This is a genomic window from Achromobacter sp. 1014246743 (assembly GCF_059760725.1).
Genome location: NZ_JCBANA010000019.1, coordinates 59,919 through 76,090, shown reverse-complemented (window position 1 = coordinate 76,090; position 16,172 = coordinate 59,919). Strand labels below are relative to the sequence as shown.

The following is a 16,172-nucleotide window of genomic DNA, read 5'->3' as shown; positions in this document are numbered from 1 at the left end:
GGTCAGCCGGCGGGGACCGACTGGGCGTCGTCCGCCCCGGCGGGTGCCTCCCAGCCTCCGCCCAGCGCCTTGTACAGCGCCACCAGGCTGGTGTAGGACGCCGTCTCGGCCACTGCCACGGCGTCCTGGGCGCGCAGCAAGGTACGCTGTGCGTCCAGCACCGTCAGGTACGGCGTGCTGCCTTCGCGGTAGCGCAGTCTTGCCAGGTCTGCTGCGCGGCGGCTGTGCGCGGCGGCCTCGGCCAGGTTGCCCAGACGCTGCTGGGTCTGGCCGTACTGCGTCAGCGCCCCTTCCAGTTCCTCGACCGCCTGCAATACCGTCTGTTCGTAGCGCGCCGCCTCGCCTTGTGAACGCGCCTGCGCCGCGCGCTTGCGGGCCTGGGCCGTGGGCAGGTTGAACGCCGGCCAGTTCACGCCCGGCGTCACGCTGAAGGCCCGGCTCGCCGCCGAACCGAAATCGCCGCCGCGCAGCGCCACGAAGCCCAGGAAGCCGCCCAGGTCGATGCGCGGATACAGCTCGGCAGTCGCCACGCCCACGTCGGCATTGGCGGCGGCACGGTTGCGCTCGGCGGCCGCCACGTCGGGCCGGCGGGCCAGCAAGGCGCCGACATCGCCGATGGGCAGGCGCGCCGCCAGCGGCGCTTGCGGGGTGGACGTGTCCAACTCGCCCAGTTCCACCGGCCGCAGGCCCGCCAGCACCGCCAGGCGGTAACGCGCCAGGCGCCGGGCGGTTTCCTGTACCGGCACGCTGGCCTGGACCGTTTCCAGTTCGGCGCGAGCGCTGGCCAGGTCGCCTTCGTCGCCGCGGCCGGCCGACACCATCGCCTGGATCACGCGCAGGCTGTCGCGCTGGCTGTCCAGGTTGGCGCGCGCCACCGCCAGGCGCTGTTCGGCGCCGCGCAGCTCGAAGTAGTTGCGCGCCACCTCCGCCGCCACCACGATGCGCGCCTGCGCCAAATCGGCGGCCTGGGCCTCGCTGCGCGCCGCGGCACCTTCGGCCGCTCGCCGCAGGCGGCCGAACAGGTCGATTTCCCAGGTGGCATCGAAGCCGGCGCGGTAGCTCTCGGCCAGGTTGCGCCGCCCCGTCACGCCCGGGTTGGCCTGCGACAGGCTGCGCTCGAAACTCCCGCCCAGCGTCACCGTGGGCAGCTGGTCCAGTTGTTTCTCGTCTAGCACGGCGCGCGATTCGGCCAGACGGGCCTGGGCGATGCGGATGTCGTGGTTGCGCTGCAGCGCCAGGGCGATCAGGCGGTCCAGTTGCGGGTCCTGCAACTGCTTCCACCAGTCCGCCTGCACGCGATCGCTGGAAAACAGCGCCTGTTCCGGGCTGGCCAGCGTCACCGGCGCGTCTTGCGGCTTCTGGTAATCGGGACCGACGGCGCAGCCGGCGGCGGCCAGCGCGGCCAGCAGCGTCACGACGCCGCGACGCAAGCGCAGGGGTAGTTCGGGATGTTTCATGGTCGTTTCCTCAATGCAGCACAAGCGACGGCGGTGGCGACGCATCTTCGGCCTGCGCCTGGGCCAATTCACGGGCGCGCGGCGTGTCGCTGGCGGCGCGGTGGTCGCGGGCCAGCACGGTGTAGACGGTGGGCAGCACGAACAGCGTGAACAGCGTGCCCACCAGCATGCCCACCACGATCACCAGGCCCAGGCTGTAGCGGCTGTGGGCGCCGGCCCCGCTGGCGAACAGCAGCGGGATCAAGCCCACCACCATGGCGGCGGTGGTCATCAGGATGGGGCGCAGGCGGATGCGGGCGGCCTGCTCCATGGCGCTGCGGCGATCCAGCCCGTGGCTGACCTGCATCTCGTTGGCGAATTCCACCATCAGGATGCCGTGCTTGCTGATCAGCCCGATCAGCGTCACCAGCCCGATCTGCGTATAGATATTGATGGTGGCCATGCCCAGCGCCAGCGGAATCAGCGCACCGCAGATGGACAACGGCACGCTCACCAGGATGATGAACGGGTCGCGCAGGCTTTCGTACTGCGCCGCCAGCACGAGGTAGATGACGATGATGGCAAAGATGAAGGTGATCATCAGCGCCGAGCCTTCCTGGCTGAACTGGCGGGCATCCGACTGCCAGTCGTAGCTGAAGCCGGCCGGCAGCGCCTGGGCCTGGCGCGTCAGGAACTGCACCGCGTCGCCCATGGTCACGCCCGGCATCGGAATGGCCTGGAAGGTGGCCGCGTTGAGCTGGTTGAACTGGGTCAGCTTGTTGGGTTCGACGCCCATCGACACCGACACGATGGTGGACAGCGGCACCTGCGCGCCGCTGGCGCTCTTGACGTAGTACTGCGCCAGCGATTCCGGCGAGATGCGCTGCTGCCGCAGGCTTTGCGCAATCACGTCGTACGAGCGGCCATCCATGCCGAAGCGGTTGACGTAGTTTTCCCCCACCAGTACGGCCAGCGTATCGCCCACGGCCTTCATGGTGACGCCCAGGCTGTTGGCCTTGGCGCGGTCCACCTTCAGCTGCACCACGGGGTTGTTGTAGTCCAGGTCGCTGTCGACCACCATGAACAGGCCGCTTTCACGGGCCGCCTTCTTCAGGGCTTCCATGGCCTCGTACACCACGGGATAGTCGGACGCGCTCATGATGACCATCTGCACCGGCAGGCCCCCGGTCGACCCCGGCAGCGGCGGCAGCTGGAAGGCGAAGATGTTGCTGCCTTCGATCTGGTTCACCCGGGCCTGCATGTCGGCCTGGATCTGGTCGGCCGAACGCTTGCGGTCCTGCCAGTCCACAAAGTCGACACCGCCGATGCTGTTGGCCACGCCGTCCGAGCCATTGATCAGCCAGCGGCCCTTTTGCTCGGGCAACGTGGCCATGACGTCGTCCCACTTCTTGCCGAACTTCTCGACGTAGTCGATGTTGGCCTGCTGCGGCGACTTGATGGCCGTGAGCACGGTGGACTGGTCTTCGACCGGCGCCAGTTCGCGCTGGGCGGCGTTGTACAGGAACGGCAGGCTGATCAGCACCGCCGCAGCCACCAGGCCCGTCACCCAGCGGTGGTGCAGCGACACGTCCAGCAGGCGGCCGTATGCGTCGCCCAGCCGGTTGAAGAAGCGCTCGGCGCGGCGCGCCATCCAGCCTTCGGACACGTGGCTGTTGAGCATGAACGAGCTCATCACGGGCGACAGCGTCAGCGCGATCACGCCCGACACCACCACGGCGCCCGCCAGGGTAAAGGCGAACTCCTTGAACAGCGACCCCGTCAGCCCGCCCATCAGGCCGATGGGCGCATACACCGCCGCCAGCGTGATGGTCATCGCGATCACGGGGCCCGCCACTTCCCGCGCCCCGATCAGCGCGGCGCGCACCGGGGATTTGCCTTCTTCGATGTGGCGGTGCACGTTCTCGACCACCACGATGGCGTCGTCCACCACCAGGCCGATGGCCAGCACCATGGCCAGCAGCGTCAACAGGTTCACGCTGAAGCCGAACAGCGCCATGATGGCGGCGCCGCCCAGCATCGACAGCGGAATCGTCACCACCGGAATCAACACGGCACGCAACGACCCCAGGCACAGGAAGATCACCGCCACCACGATAATGATGGCTTCCATCAGCGTATGCACCACGCCGTCGATCGATGCGCTGATGAAACGCGCCAGCTCGAACGGCACCTGCACGCTGGTGCCCGGCGGCAGGTTCCGCTTGATGTTGGGCAGCAGTTCATTGAGCCGCTTGACGATCACCAGCGGGTTGCCGACCGGCGTGGCGTTCAGGCCGAAGTACACCGCCGGCTCGCCGTCCATCAGGCCGCTGGAATCGGTCGAGGCCGCGCCCAGTTCCACGGTCGCCACGTCGCCCAGGCGCACGATCGCGTCGCCGTCGCGCTTGACGACCATGTCGCGAAACTCCGCCACGTTGACCAGATCGGTGTTGACCTTGATGTTGGACGCCACGTACAGGCCTTTGACCTGGCCGGGCGCGGCCTGCACGTTGTTCTGGCGCAGGGCCCCGTCCAGCTCGCCGGCCGAGATGCCGCGCGCCGCCAGGCGGTTGGGGTCCAGCCAGATCCGCATCGCCAGCTTCTGGCCGCCGTAGAGTTCCACGCTGGCGACCCCTTCGATGGACGACAGCTGCGGCTGCACCACGCGCGACAGGTAGTCGGTCAGGGCTGGCAGCGCCATGGTGGTGCTGGAAAAGCCCACGTAGGCCACGGCCGTGGCTTCGCCGGCCGACTTGACCAGCACGGGGTCGTAGGCATCCTGCGGCAGGCGGTATTTGACTTCGTTGACCTTGGCCATGACCTCGGTCATGGCCTTGTTGGAGTCGGCGTTCAGTTTCATGCGCACGGTGATCACGCTGCGCCCCTGGATCGACGACGACGACAGGTAGTCGATGCCTTCGACCGTGGCGACGGACTGCGCGATGGGCTGCGTGACGAAGCCCTGCATCAGGTCGGGCGAGGCGCCCGGGTATTGCGTAGTGATGGTGATGGTGGTGCTTTCGGTCAGCGGGTACTGGCGTATCGGCAGGCCGCTCAGGGCACGCAGCCCCATCAGCAGGAGCAGCGTGCTGACCACCAGCGCCAGCACGGGCCGGCGGACGAACAGATCGGTGAATGTCATGTCAGGCTCCGTGCGCTCATCGGGCTTGCGCCACGGATTGGGGCGCGGCGCCGGCATCCAGCGCCACGGTGTCCTGGGCGCTGATCTCGACGGCCGCGCCGTTGTGCAGGCGCAGTTGGCCCGAGGTCACGACCCGATCGCCGGGCTTCAGGCCCTTGGTCACCACCACCCGCCCCTGGGCACGTTCGGCGGTCTGCACATAGGCCTGGGCCACGGTCGGCGTCGCCGAGGCGTCGCCCGCCTTGGGCGGCAACACGACATAGACCGAATCGCCGTAGGCGCTGTAGCTGACGGCGGTTTCCGGCACAGTGATCACGCCCGGGCGCGGCGGCAGCACCACCTTGCCATGGGCAAACATGCCGGCGGCCAGTGCGCCGTCGGCATTGGCCAGGGTGGCCTGCACGCGCACGGTGCGCGAACCGGGATCGATCTGCGGCTCGATGGTGGTGACGGCGCCTTCGAACACGCGGTCGGGGTGGGCATCGACCGTCACCGCCACCGGCTGGCCGGCCCGCAGCGCCCCCAGGGCCTGCTCGGGCAACGTGATGTTGGCGTAGACGCTGGCCGCGTCGGTCAGCGACACCAGCGGGTCGCCGGCGCGCGCAAACTGGCCCAGGTTCACGCGGCGCACGCCCAGCACGCCGTCAAACGGCGCCTTGATGCGCTTTTGCTCGATCAGCGCCTGGATGCGCTTGATGTCCCCGGCGGCCTGGTCGTAGTCGGCCTGGGCCTGGTCCAGTTGCTCGCGGGTGGCGGCCTGCAGCGGCACCAGGCGGCGGGTGCGGTCCAGCAGGGCCCGCGCGTTCCTGGCCTGGGCCTGCAGCCGGGCCAGCTCGCCTTGTTCGGGCGCGTCGTTCAGTTGCACCAGCAGCTGGCCGGCGCGCACCCGCTCGCCGGCGGTGAACAGAATCTGCGCCACCCGGCCGTCCACTTCGGCGGGCACCAGCACCTGGCGGGTCGCCTCCAGCGAGGCGATGCCCGACAGCGCCACCGGGAAATCCGCCTGGATGGCGGGGGCCACCGCGACCTTGGCCGGCGCCATGGCCCAGCCGCCCTTGTGCGACGCCCCGCCGAACTTCCAATACAGGCCGCCGCCCGCCACCACCGCCACGACCAGGATGCCGGCCGCCCATGCGCCAGATGTTGCCTTCATGATTCGCTCGCTATTTATCAAAGGAATGACTTGGATAATCCGGGAAATCACGCAGGAAGTCAAAATACCTAAAGTAATGTTGAGGATTGATGAATCCTATCGACGAAAAAAAGCCGCCGGCGCGAGGCCGGCGGCGGGAGATCGGGAAGTGGGGAAAAGGCGGCCTGGCCGGCAGTGGGACCGACCGGGCGTCCCAAGCGTCTAGGTGCGCACCATATGCAGGTAATGGCGGTGGCGTTCGTACTGGTCCAGGATGTCGCCGATGACCGCATCGCGGCTCCAGCCCATGATGTCGTAGTCCTGGCCGCCTTCGCGCAGGTGGACCTCGGCGCGGAAATACTTGCGTTCTTCCTCGTCGGCCGCCTCTTCGGGGGTCAGGCTGGGGCGCACGAAGGCCCGCGGCTGCACCGAATAGAAGAAGTCCAGGTGTTCGCCGTGGTTCACTTCCAGCACCGCGCTGCCCTGGTCGGCGTCTTCCTTGACCGCGACGTCGTAGCCCTGCTTGCGCAATTCGTCGGCCACGTCCTCCAGCGCGGGCGTCACCACGTCGGACACGAAACGCACCACGTGGGCGCGCCGCGGCATCATGACCATGTTGCGCAGCCGCCGTTCCCACGACTGACCGCCGCGCGTCGGCCGCGACAGGGTCAGCGACTGGTAGCGGATGCCGCGCTTGGTGGCGTCCAGCTTCAGCGCCTTGAACAGCCCCCACAGCGACAGCAGCAGAATGATCGAGAACGGCAGCGCACTGGCGATGGTGGCCGTCTGCAACGCCGTCAGGCCGTCGGCCAGCAGCAGCGCAATGGCCACCGCGCCCATCGACAGCGACCAGAAGATGCGCTGCCACACCGGCGTGCGGTCGGCGCCGCCGGAGGCCAGCAGGTCGACCACCAGCGCGCCGGAGTCGGCCGAGGTGACGAAGAACACGGCCACCATGGCGATGGCGAAGATCGACATGATGCTGCTGAAGGGCAGCAATTCAAAGAAGGCGAACAGCGCCAGGGCGTTGTCGTCCTTGACCGTTTCGGCGAAGCCCTTGACCCCGTCGACCAGGATGAAGTGGATGGCGGTGTCGCCAAACACCGTCATCCAGAACAGCGTAAAGCCGGCCGGCACCAGCAGCACGCCGCTGACGAATTCACGGATGGTGCGGCCGCGCGAGATGCGGGCGATGAACAGCCCCACGAACGGCGACCACGCAATCCACCAGCCCCAGTAGAACAGCGTCCAGCCGCCGATCCAGTCGGACGGCTCGTAGGCATACAGGTTGAAGGTCTTGTTGACGATGTCGGACAGGTAGGCGCCGGTGTTCTGCACGAAGGTCTGCAGCAGGAACACGGTGGGACCGGCCACCAGCACGAACAGCAGCAGGATCACCGCCAGCACCATGTTGGCCTCGGACAGGATGCGGATGCCCTTGTCCAGCCCGCTGGCCACCGACAGGGTCGCCAGGCCGCAGGTGATGAGGATCAGGATGATCTGCGGAATCACGCCCACCGGAATGCCGAACAGGTGGTTCAGGCCGCTGTTCATCTGCGCCACGCCCAGGCCCAGCGACGTGGCCACGCCCAGCACCGTGCCGATGATGGCGAAGACGTCGACCGCATGGCCGATGGGGCCGTGGATGCGGTTGCCGATCAGCGGGTACAGGGCCGAACGCAGGGTCAGCGGCAGCCCGTGGCGAAAGCTGAAGAATGCCAGCGTCAACGCCACCACCGCGTAGATGGCCCAGGCGTGCAGGCCCCAGTGGAAGAACGTGATCTTCATGGCCTCGCGCGCCGCGGCAGCGGTTGCGCCCTCGCCCACCGGCGGCGACATGAAGTGCATGACCGGCTCGGCCACGCCGAAGAACATCAGCCCGATGCCCATGCCGGCCGAGAACAGCATGGCGAACCAGGTGAAATTGCGATAGTCGGGCTCGCTGTGGTCGGGCCCCAGCTTGATGTCGCCATAGCGGCTGATGGCCAGGAAAGCCACCGACAGCAGGATGATGGCGACCACCAGGATGTAGAACCAGCTGGCATTGCCCAGGATCCAGCGCTGGATGGTGTCGAACAGGTTCTGCGCGGTCTTGGGCGCCGTGATGGCAAAGCCCACCAGCAACAGGGTGAACAACGCGGCCGAGAAGAATACCGGTCGGTTGATGGTGGATGGTCGGGTTTCTGAAGACATGCTGCCGCTCCTTTCGCCCGAGGGATGCGTGGCTGCGGCGCTGGCCCCCTCAGTCCAGCCGGCGCGCCGCCGCTATTACTATCATGCCGCGCCCCCGTCTGACAACGCGGCGGGCGGGTGGCCGGCCCCTAGCCGGGGTCGCGCTCGCCGAACACGACCCGGCGGAAAAACCCCGCCAGCACCGCTTCGGTGGTTTCCGGGGGCACCCCTTGCGGGTCGAACGCGGCGCTGAACTGCATGCCGTCGGACAGGGCCAACAGGCCGATGGCCAGTTCGCGGGCCGGCAGCGGCAACGGCGTGCCGACGCGTTCGGAGAACTGGCTGACGTATTCGGTGGTGGCTTCACGCAATTCGCGCAGACAGGCGGTGAAACCGACGCGGAATTCCGGGTCCCGGGCGGCCTGCAGCTTGGCTTCCATCCAGAGCAGGAAGCACTCGTTGTCGCGGAAATGGGTGCTGTAGTACTGCAGCACGCTGGCTTCCATCTGCTCGCGGGTTTCGCCGGCTTCGAAGATGGCGCGCATGTCGGCCATCACGTTTTCGTGGTCGCGCTTGAGCAGTTGCAGGAACAGTTCGGATTTGCTGCCGAAATTGGAATAGAACGCGCCGCGCGTGTAACCGGCAAGCTCGGCGATGTCTTCGACGCTGGCGGCGACGAAACCCTTGGACAGGAAGATCGATTGCGCGGCATCGAACAGGCGCTGGCGCGTCTGGTCGCGGCTTTGCTCTCGGGTAAGGCGGACTTTTGACATGGGGCGATTCTAGCACCGCCTCGCATTTCAGATTCACACTTGTATTTGAATACATTGCTGCATTAGAATCCATGCCGTATCGGATTGCCAGCGCGTCTCGACAGCCTGTGAAGGCCGCCTCGCACCCGTCTCTCTTCCTGCCCGCGTCGCGAGGTGTTTCGTGAATTTCCCTGTCCCTGGCGCGCTTGCCGCGCTGACTCTGGCAGTGGCCCTGACCGGCTGCGGCAGCAAAGAACCCGAGGCGCCCGCGCCGCGGCCTGTCGTGGCCATGCCCGCCAAGGCCGACGCCACCCTGCCCGCCTGGACCCTGCCCGGCGAAGTGCAGGCACGCTACAGCACGCCCCTGTCGTTCCGCGTGGGCGGCAAGATCGTCGAACGCCTGGTGCGCCTGGGCGACACGGTCAAACCCGGCCAGGTGGTCGCCAGGCTGGACCCGGCCGACGCCACCAAGAACGCCGCCAGCGCGCGCGCCCAGTTGTCGGCCGCCCAGCACCAGCTGGACTACGCCAAGCAGCAGCTGGACCGCGACCGCGCCCAGGCCAAGGAAAACCTGATCGCCGCGAACCAGCTGGAACAGACCCGCAACGCCTACGCCTCGGCCCTGGCGCAGCGCGACCAGGCGCAGCAGCAGGCCGCCCTGTCGGCGGACCAGCTCAAGTACACGACGTTGCAGGCCGACCACGCCGGCGTGATTACCGCCGAGCAGGCCGACACCGGCCAGAACGTCAGCGCCGGCCAGGCGGTCTACAACCTGGCCTGGTCCGGCGATGTCGACGCCCTGTGCGATGTGCCCGAAAGCGTGCTGGCCGGATTGACCATCGGCCAGCGTGCCACCGTCACGCTGGCGCCGTTGCCCGGCAAGACCTTCAACGCCGTGCTGCGCGAGATCGCGCCGGCGGCCGACCCGCAAAGCCGCACCTACCGCGCCAAGCTGACCCTCGAATCGCCCCCGCCCGAGGTGCGGCTGGGCATGACGGCCAACATCAGCTTCGACAACCGCCAGGCCAACGGCGCCGTCACCTACACCGTGCCGGCCACCGCACTGTTCCATGACGGCACCGAACCCGCCGTGTGGGTGGTCAAGCCGCAGGAAGACACGCTGGAACTGCGCCGCGTGCAGGTGCTGCGCTACGACGCGCGCACCGTCACGCTGTCGCAAGGCGTGCAGGCCGGAGAACGGGTGGTCTGGCAAGGCGTGCACGCCGTGTCGGCGGGCCAGAAAGTCCAGGCGGTGCCGCCGCTGCACCCCGAGGACTTCGCATCATGAGCGCGCCGGTTCCCGAACATCCCGACGCGCATCGCCACGAAGAAGGCAAGTTCAACCTGTCGGCCTGGGCCCTGCGGCACCAGCCGCTGGTGATCTTCCTCATCACCCTGGTGACGCTGTTCGGCGTGCTGTCGTATTCGCGGCTGGCGCAGTCCGAAGACCCGCCCTTCACGTTCCGCGTGATGGTCATCAAGACCCTGTGGCCCGGCGCCACCGCGCAGCAGGTACAGGAACAGGTCACCGACCGCATCGCCAAGAAGCTGCAGGAAACGCCGTCCACGGACTTCATGCGCAGCTATTCGCGCCCGGGCGAATCGCTGATCTTCTTCACCATGAAAGACTCGGCGCCGGCCAGCGAGGTCGCCAACGAGTGGTACCAGGTGCGCAAGAAGGTCGGCGACATCGGCGCCACGCTGCCGCAAGGCGTGCAAGGGCCGTTCTTCAATGATGAATTCGGCGACGTCTACACCAACATCTACACGCTGGCGGGCGACGGCTTTTCGCCGGCCCAGCTGCGCGACTACGCCGACAACCTGCGCACGGTGCTGTTGCGCGTGCCGGGCGTGGCCAAGGTGGATTACTTCGGCGACCAGCCCGAGCACGTCTACATCGAGATCAGCAATACCCAGCTGACACGCCTGGGCGTGTCGCCGCAACAGATCGCCGAGGCCATCAACAGCCAGAACGCGGTGGCCAGCGCCGGCACGCTCACGACCGCCGACGACCGCATCTTCGTGCGGCCCAGCGGCCAGTTCAGCGATACCCGCGCCCTGGCCGAAACGCTGATCCGCGTGAACGGCAAGTCGATCCGGCTCGGTGACATCGCCACCATCCATCGCGGCTACGACGACCCGCCGACCGAGCAGATGCGTACCGGCGGCCAGCCGGTGCTGGGCATCGGCATCACGATGCAGCCGGGGCAGGACGTGGTGCACCTGGGCCGTGCGCTGGACGCCAAGTTCGGCGAATTGAAGGCCCGGCTGCCTGCCGGCCTGACGCTGACCGAAGTGTCGAGCATGCCCAAGGCCGTGTCGTTCTCGGTCGATGAATTCCTGCGTTCGGTGGCCGAGGCCGTCGCCATCGTGCTGATCGTCAGCCTGGTGTCGCTGGGTCTGCGCACCGGCATGGTGGTGGTGATTTCCATTCCCGTGGTGCTGGCCATCACGGCGCTGTTCATGGATGTATTCGGCATCGGCCTGCACAAGGTGTCGCTGGGCACGCTGGTGCTGGCGCTGGGCCTGCTGGTGGACGACGCCATCATTGCGGTCGAGATGATGGCGGTGAAGCTGGAACAGGGCTGGAGCCGCGCGCGCGCCGCCGCCTATGCCTACACCAGCACCGCCTTCCCGATGCTGACCGGCACGCTGGTGACGGTGGCGGGCTTTCTGCCGATCGCGCTGGCCAAGTCCAGCACCGGCGAGTACACCCGTTCCATCTTCCAGGTGTCGGCGATTGCGCTGATCACCTCGTGGTTCGCGGCCGTGGTGCTGATTCCGCTGCTGGGCTATCGCATGCTGCCCGAACGCAAGCGCGAGGCCCACCTGCCCGATGACCACGAGCACGACATCTACAACACCCGCTTCTACCAGCGCCTGCGAGGCTGGGTGGCGTGGTGCGTGGATCGCCGCTGGCGCGTGCTGCTGGCCACCATCGTGATCTTCGTCGTGTCGATGGCTGGCTTCGGCCTGGTGCCGCAGCAGTTCTTCCCCAGTTCGGACCGTACCGAGCTGCTGGTGGACGTACGGCTGCAGGAGGGCGCGTCGTTCGCGGCCACGCTGCGCCAGGTGGAACGGCTGGAAAAGGCGCTGGACGGCCGTCCCGAGATCGCCCATTCGGTGAGCTTCGTGGGCACCGGCGCGCCGCGCTTCTACCTGCCGCTGGACCAGCAGCTGGCCACGCCCAATTTCGCCCAGATCGTCATTACCGCGAACTCGGTGGAAGAACGCGAAAAGCTGGCCCGCTGGCTCGAACCCATGCTGCACGAGCAGTTCCCGGCGATCCGCAGCCGCCTGTCGCGGCTGGAGAACGGCCCGCCCGTGGGCTTTCAGGTGCAGTTCCGTGTCAGCGGCGACAAGATTGCCGACGTGCGCCAGGTGGCCGAGAAGGTGGCCGCCGAGGTCCGCGCGGACAGCCGCTCGGTCAACACGCAGTTCGACTGGGACGAGCCATCCGAACGCTCGGTGCGGTTCGACATCGATCAGCAGAAAGCGCGCGAGGTCGGCGTCACGTCGAACGACATTTCCAGCTTCCTGGCCATGACGCTGTCGGGCTACACGGTGACGCAATACCGCGAACGCGACAAGCTCATCAACGTCAGCCTGCGCGCGCCCAACGACGAACGCATCGACCCCGCCCGGCTGGCCACCCTGGCCATGCCCACGCCCAACGGCCCGGTGCCGCTGGGCAGCCTGGGCCACGTGCGCTACGGCCTGGAATACGGCGTGATCTGGGAACGCGACCGCCAACCCACCATTACCGTGCAGGCCGACGTCAAGAGCGGCGCCCAGGGCATCGACGTCACCCACGCCATCGACAAGAAGCTGAACGCGTTGCGGGCCGAACTGCCCGTGGGCTATCGCATCGAGGTCGGCGGCCCGGTCGAGGAAAGCGCCAAGGGCCAGTCGTCCATCAATGCGCAGATGCCGATCATGGTCGTGGCGGTGCTGACCCTGCTGATGGTGCAGCTGCAAAGCTTCGCCCGCGTGCTGATGGTGGTGCTGACCGCGCCGCTGGGCCTGATCGGCGTGGTGGCGGCGCTGCTGCTGTTCGGCAAGCCCTTCGGCTTCGTGGCGATGCTGGGGGTGATCGCGATGTTCGGCATCATCATGCGCAACTCGGTGATCCTGGTGGACCAGATCGAGCAGGACATCCGCGCCGGCCACAAGCGGGTGGACGCGATCGTCGGGGCGACGGTGCGGCGTTTCCGCCCCATCACCCTGACCGCCGCGGCCGCTGTGCTGGCGCTGATTCCGCTGTTGCGCAGCAACTTCTTCGGCCCCATGGCCACCGCCCTGATGGGCGGCATCACCAGCGCCACCGTGCTGACGCTGTTCTTCCTGCCCGCCTTGTACGCGGCCTGGTTCCGCGTGCGCCACGACGAACGCGATGAACCCGAAGGCGTGCCGCCCGGCGCCAATGCCGGCGATACCGCCGTACGAGGAGCCTGACGATGCAACCCCGTCACCCCGTCCCCGCCTGGCGCCTGGCCGCGCTGCCCCTGGTGCTGGCGCTGGGCGCCTGCGCCTTCGCCCCCGACAGCAAGCCGCCGGCGCTGGCCGCGCCCACGCACTATGGCGTAGAGGCCCTGCCCGCCGCCGGCGCCCCCGCCCAGGGCGTGGCGCAGCGCTACGAGCAAGGCGCGCGCCCGGTGCCCGAATGGTGGAAACGCTATGGCTCGGACGCGCTGAACGCCATGGTCGAGGAAGGCCTGGCCAACAGCCCCGACCTGGCTGCCGCCGAACGCAACCTGGCCGGCGCCCGCGAACAACTGCGCGGACAGGTCAATTCGTCGCTGCTGCCGTCCATCGACGCGGGCACCGACGTCACGCGCAAACGTGCGCTGACCATGCCCAACCTGGCCGAACCCACTGCGCTCTACAACGTCTTCACCGGCCAGATCCAGGCCAAATACGACCTGGACCTGTTCGGCGCGGCGCGCTTTGAAAACGCATCGCGCGCGGCCAAGGTCGAGCAGCAGGCGTTCCAGCTGGAATCGGCGCGCCGTTCGCTGGCCGGCAACATCGTCACCGGCGCCATCACGTCGGCGTCGCTGGCCGAACGCGTCGCGTTGACCGAAAAGCAGGTCGTGCTGTCGCGCCAGGTGGCGCGCGACACGCAGCGCCGCTACGAACTGGGATCGGCCTCGCAGAACGATGCCTTGCAGGCCGACCAGGATGCCGCCACGCTGGAAGCGTCCCTGCCCGGCCTGCGGGCGCAATGGCAGACCACGCGCCACGCGCTGGCCGTGCTGATGGGCCGCAGCCCCGACCAGGCGCCGCCCGATCTGGCCTTCGGCATGCTGGCCGTGCCGCCTGAAGTGCCGGTGCTGGTGCCATCCGAACTGCTGGCCGCCCGGCCTGACATCCACATCGCCGAAGCCGTGCTGCAAGCCGCCGCCGCCGACGTCGGCGTAGCCACCGCGCAGCTGTTCCCCAGCCTGTCGCTGTCGGCCTCCATGGGCAAGGGCGGCTTCAGCTGGCCTGCCGCGCTGTCCGGCGCGGGGTCGATCTGGGCGGTGGGCGCGTCGCTGACGCAACCGATCTTCCATGGCGGCGCGCTGCTGGCCGAACGCAGCGCGGCCAAGGAACGTTACGAAGCCTCGGTGCTGCAATACAAGCAGACCGTGCTGACGGCGTTCCGCGACGTGGCGGACACGCTGGCGCGGCTGGACGCCGACGGGCAGGCGCTGGCCTCGGCCGAAGCGTCGCGCCGGGCGGCCGAGCAATCGCACCGCAACACCGCCAGCCAGGTCCGCCTGGGCGCGCTGGCGCCGTACACGGCCTACGCCAGCGAGCAGCATTACGTCGCCGCGCGGGTGCGCGAAGTGGAATACGCCAGCGCCCGGCTGACGGAAACGGCGGCGCTGTTCCAGGCCATGGGCTCGCCCCTGCGGGCGCCGCAGGCGACGGCCCAGGCCGGCACGGCGCCGGCGGACGGCACGGCCAATTCGACCGCGACCGTGCCGCCCTCGCAGCAGCAGCAGCAGCAGCAGCAGCAGCAGCAGCAGCAGCAGTAAATCCCCGCCAAGCCCCGCGCTGACACGCGGCGCCAAGGCTGCCCCGCACAGGCCCCCGACGCTTCCAGCGCGGGGCCTGTGCCTTGATGCGCAACGCCTGCGCCAGCCGATTCGATCGCCGCGCCGCCTGTGGCAGCGCGGTGGGCTGGTCCTGCACGATGGCGTTCAGCCTGGCCGCATGGAATGCCTTTCTCGCTCAGTGCCCGCGGGTCGACGTCTCCCGCTCGGCGTCTCCCGGCTCGGCGTTCCCAGCCAGGCGCCCCCGGCTAGGCGCCCCCGGGCAAACCCTGGGTATTTTTGGCGCCAAAATAAGCTAATATTTTTTCATCCTCCCCTTCCCCCCCGACTGCACGGCGCCCTCGCGCCGCTATCCGTTCATGACCCAGATCACCCAATTTCCGTTCGTATCGGTTTCCGGTACCCCCGAAGCCCGTGGCCGCGCTTACGGCCAGCAGGCTGCCGACCGCGTGCGCAAAAGCGCCGCCATGTACGGCCAGACCCTGGTCGACCTGGGCTATGACGCCATGGCGCGCACCCAGCTGATCACCAGCTTTGCCCGCGAAATCGAGAACTTCGCGCCGCACTACCTGGAAGAAATGCGCGGCATCGCCGCCGGCGCCAACGTGCCGTTCGAAGACATCGTGATGGTCAACGCCCGCACCGAAGTCATCGCCAAGGCCCGCGCCGAAAAGAAAAAAGCCGCCGAACTCGAACCCGGCGATGGCTGCACCGGCGCCCTCATCCTGCCCACGCGCTCGGCCAATGGCCGCCTGATCCACGGCCAGAACTGGGACTGGCGCGCCGAATGCGTCGACACCGCCATCGTGCTGCGGGTGCGCAACGACAACGGCCCCGACATCCTCACCTTCGTCGAAGCCGGCGGCCTGGCCCGCAGCGGCCTGAACAGCGCCGGCGTGTCCATCACCGCCAACTACCTGGAATCCGACCGCGACTTCCGCCAGCTTGGCGTGCCGCTGTCGCTGATCCGCCGCAAAGTGCTCGAACAGGAACACTTCGCCCTGGCCATCAAGGCCGTCAGCACCACGCCCAAGTCCTGCTCGAACAACATCATGATCGGCATGGCCGCCGGCTTCGGCGTCGACTACGAATGCACCACCGATGAGGCCTTCCCCATCTACCCCGGCAGCGACGACCTGATCGTGCACGCCAACCACTGGGTCAGCGAAGTCGCCCTGGGCAAGCTGCGCGACACCGGCCGCGCCAGCACCCCGGAAAGCGCCTACCGCGACTGGCGCGTGCGCCGCCTCTTGAACGAAAAAGACAAGCTCACCCGCGAAGACCTCAAGCGCGCCCTGTTCGACGACTTCGGCGCCCCGTACTCGGTCTGCCGCCCGCCGCGCCCTGGCAGCCACGACAACCTGTCCGCCACCGTGTCCATGGTCATCATGGAGCCGGCCGCCGGCCTGATGGAAGTCGCCCCGCTGCCCGCGCTGAACCGCACGTTCACCCGCTACAGCCTCACCGCCGAACCCGAACTGCTGGCCGCCGCTTGAT

9 protein-coding genes are annotated in these 16,172 nt (G+C 68.1%); 4 read left to right on the top strand and 5 right to left on the bottom strand.

The window, feature by feature from the left end:
- Positions 1-2: 2 nt before the first annotated feature.
- The 5 genes from AC6LJ2_RS10475 to AC6LJ2_RS10455 all read right to left on the bottom strand — a co-directional run bounded on the left by AC6LJ2_RS10475 (position 3) and on the right by AC6LJ2_RS10455 (position 8,655).
- Positions 3-1,457, bottom strand: coding sequence for an efflux transporter outer membrane subunit (locus AC6LJ2_RS10475; protein WP_498151328.1), 1,455 nt, complete (start codon positions 1,455-1,457; stop codon positions 3-5).
- Positions 1,458-1,467: 10 nt separating this feature from the next.
- Positions 1,468-4,578, bottom strand: a complete 3,111-nt coding sequence (locus tag AC6LJ2_RS10470; RefSeq protein WP_498151327.1) for a MexW/MexI family multidrug efflux RND transporter permease subunit — start codon at positions 4,576-4,578, stop codon at positions 1,468-1,470.
- 16 nt (positions 4,579-4,594) lie between these two features.
- On the bottom strand, positions 4,595-5,731 hold the full coding sequence (locus AC6LJ2_RS10465; RefSeq protein ID WP_498151326.1) for an efflux RND transporter periplasmic adaptor subunit: 1,137 nt from the start codon (positions 5,729-5,731) through the stop codon (positions 4,595-4,597).
- A 201-nt stretch (positions 5,732-5,932) separates the two neighbouring features.
- Positions 5,933-7,903 carry a BCCT family transporter gene (locus AC6LJ2_RS10460; RefSeq protein ID WP_263910397.1) on the bottom strand — a complete coding sequence of 657 codons (1,971 nt, stop codon included), beginning with the start codon at positions 7,901-7,903 and terminating at the stop codon, positions 5,933-5,935.
- 128 nt (positions 7,904-8,031) lie between these two features.
- Positions 8,032-8,655: a TetR/AcrR family transcriptional regulator gene (locus tag AC6LJ2_RS10455; protein ID WP_263910396.1), complete on the bottom strand. Its 624-nt coding sequence runs from the start codon at positions 8,653-8,655 to the stop codon at positions 8,032-8,034.
- A 160-nt stretch (positions 8,656-8,815) separates the two neighbouring features.
- On the opposite strand from AC6LJ2_RS10455, the gene AC6LJ2_RS10450 reads away from it, so the two are divergent.
- From AC6LJ2_RS10450 to AC6LJ2_RS10435, 4 genes are all read left to right on the top strand, one after another.
- On the top strand, positions 8,816-9,922 hold the full coding sequence (locus AC6LJ2_RS10450) for an efflux RND transporter periplasmic adaptor subunit (RefSeq protein WP_445658379.1): 1,107 nt from the start codon (positions 8,816-8,818) through the stop codon (positions 9,920-9,922).
- Positions 9,919-13,089: an efflux RND transporter permease subunit gene (locus AC6LJ2_RS10445; protein WP_445658378.1), complete on the top strand. Its 3,171-nt coding sequence runs from the start codon at positions 9,919-9,921 to the stop codon at positions 13,087-13,089. Before AC6LJ2_RS10450 ends, AC6LJ2_RS10445 begins: the two co-directional genes overlap by 4 nt.
- Positions 13,090-13,091: 2 nt before the next feature.
- On the top strand, positions 13,092-14,657 hold the full coding sequence (locus AC6LJ2_RS10440; RefSeq protein ID WP_498151325.1) for an efflux transporter outer membrane subunit: 1,566 nt from the start codon (positions 13,092-13,094) through the stop codon (positions 14,655-14,657).
- Between the two features lie 377 nt (positions 14,658-15,034).
- On the top strand, positions 15,035-16,171 hold the full coding sequence (locus AC6LJ2_RS10435) for a C45 family autoproteolytic acyltransferase/hydrolase (RefSeq protein WP_263910390.1): 1,137 nt from the start codon (positions 15,035-15,037) through the stop codon (positions 16,169-16,171).
- The last annotated feature ends 1 nt before the right edge of the window (position 16,172 follow it).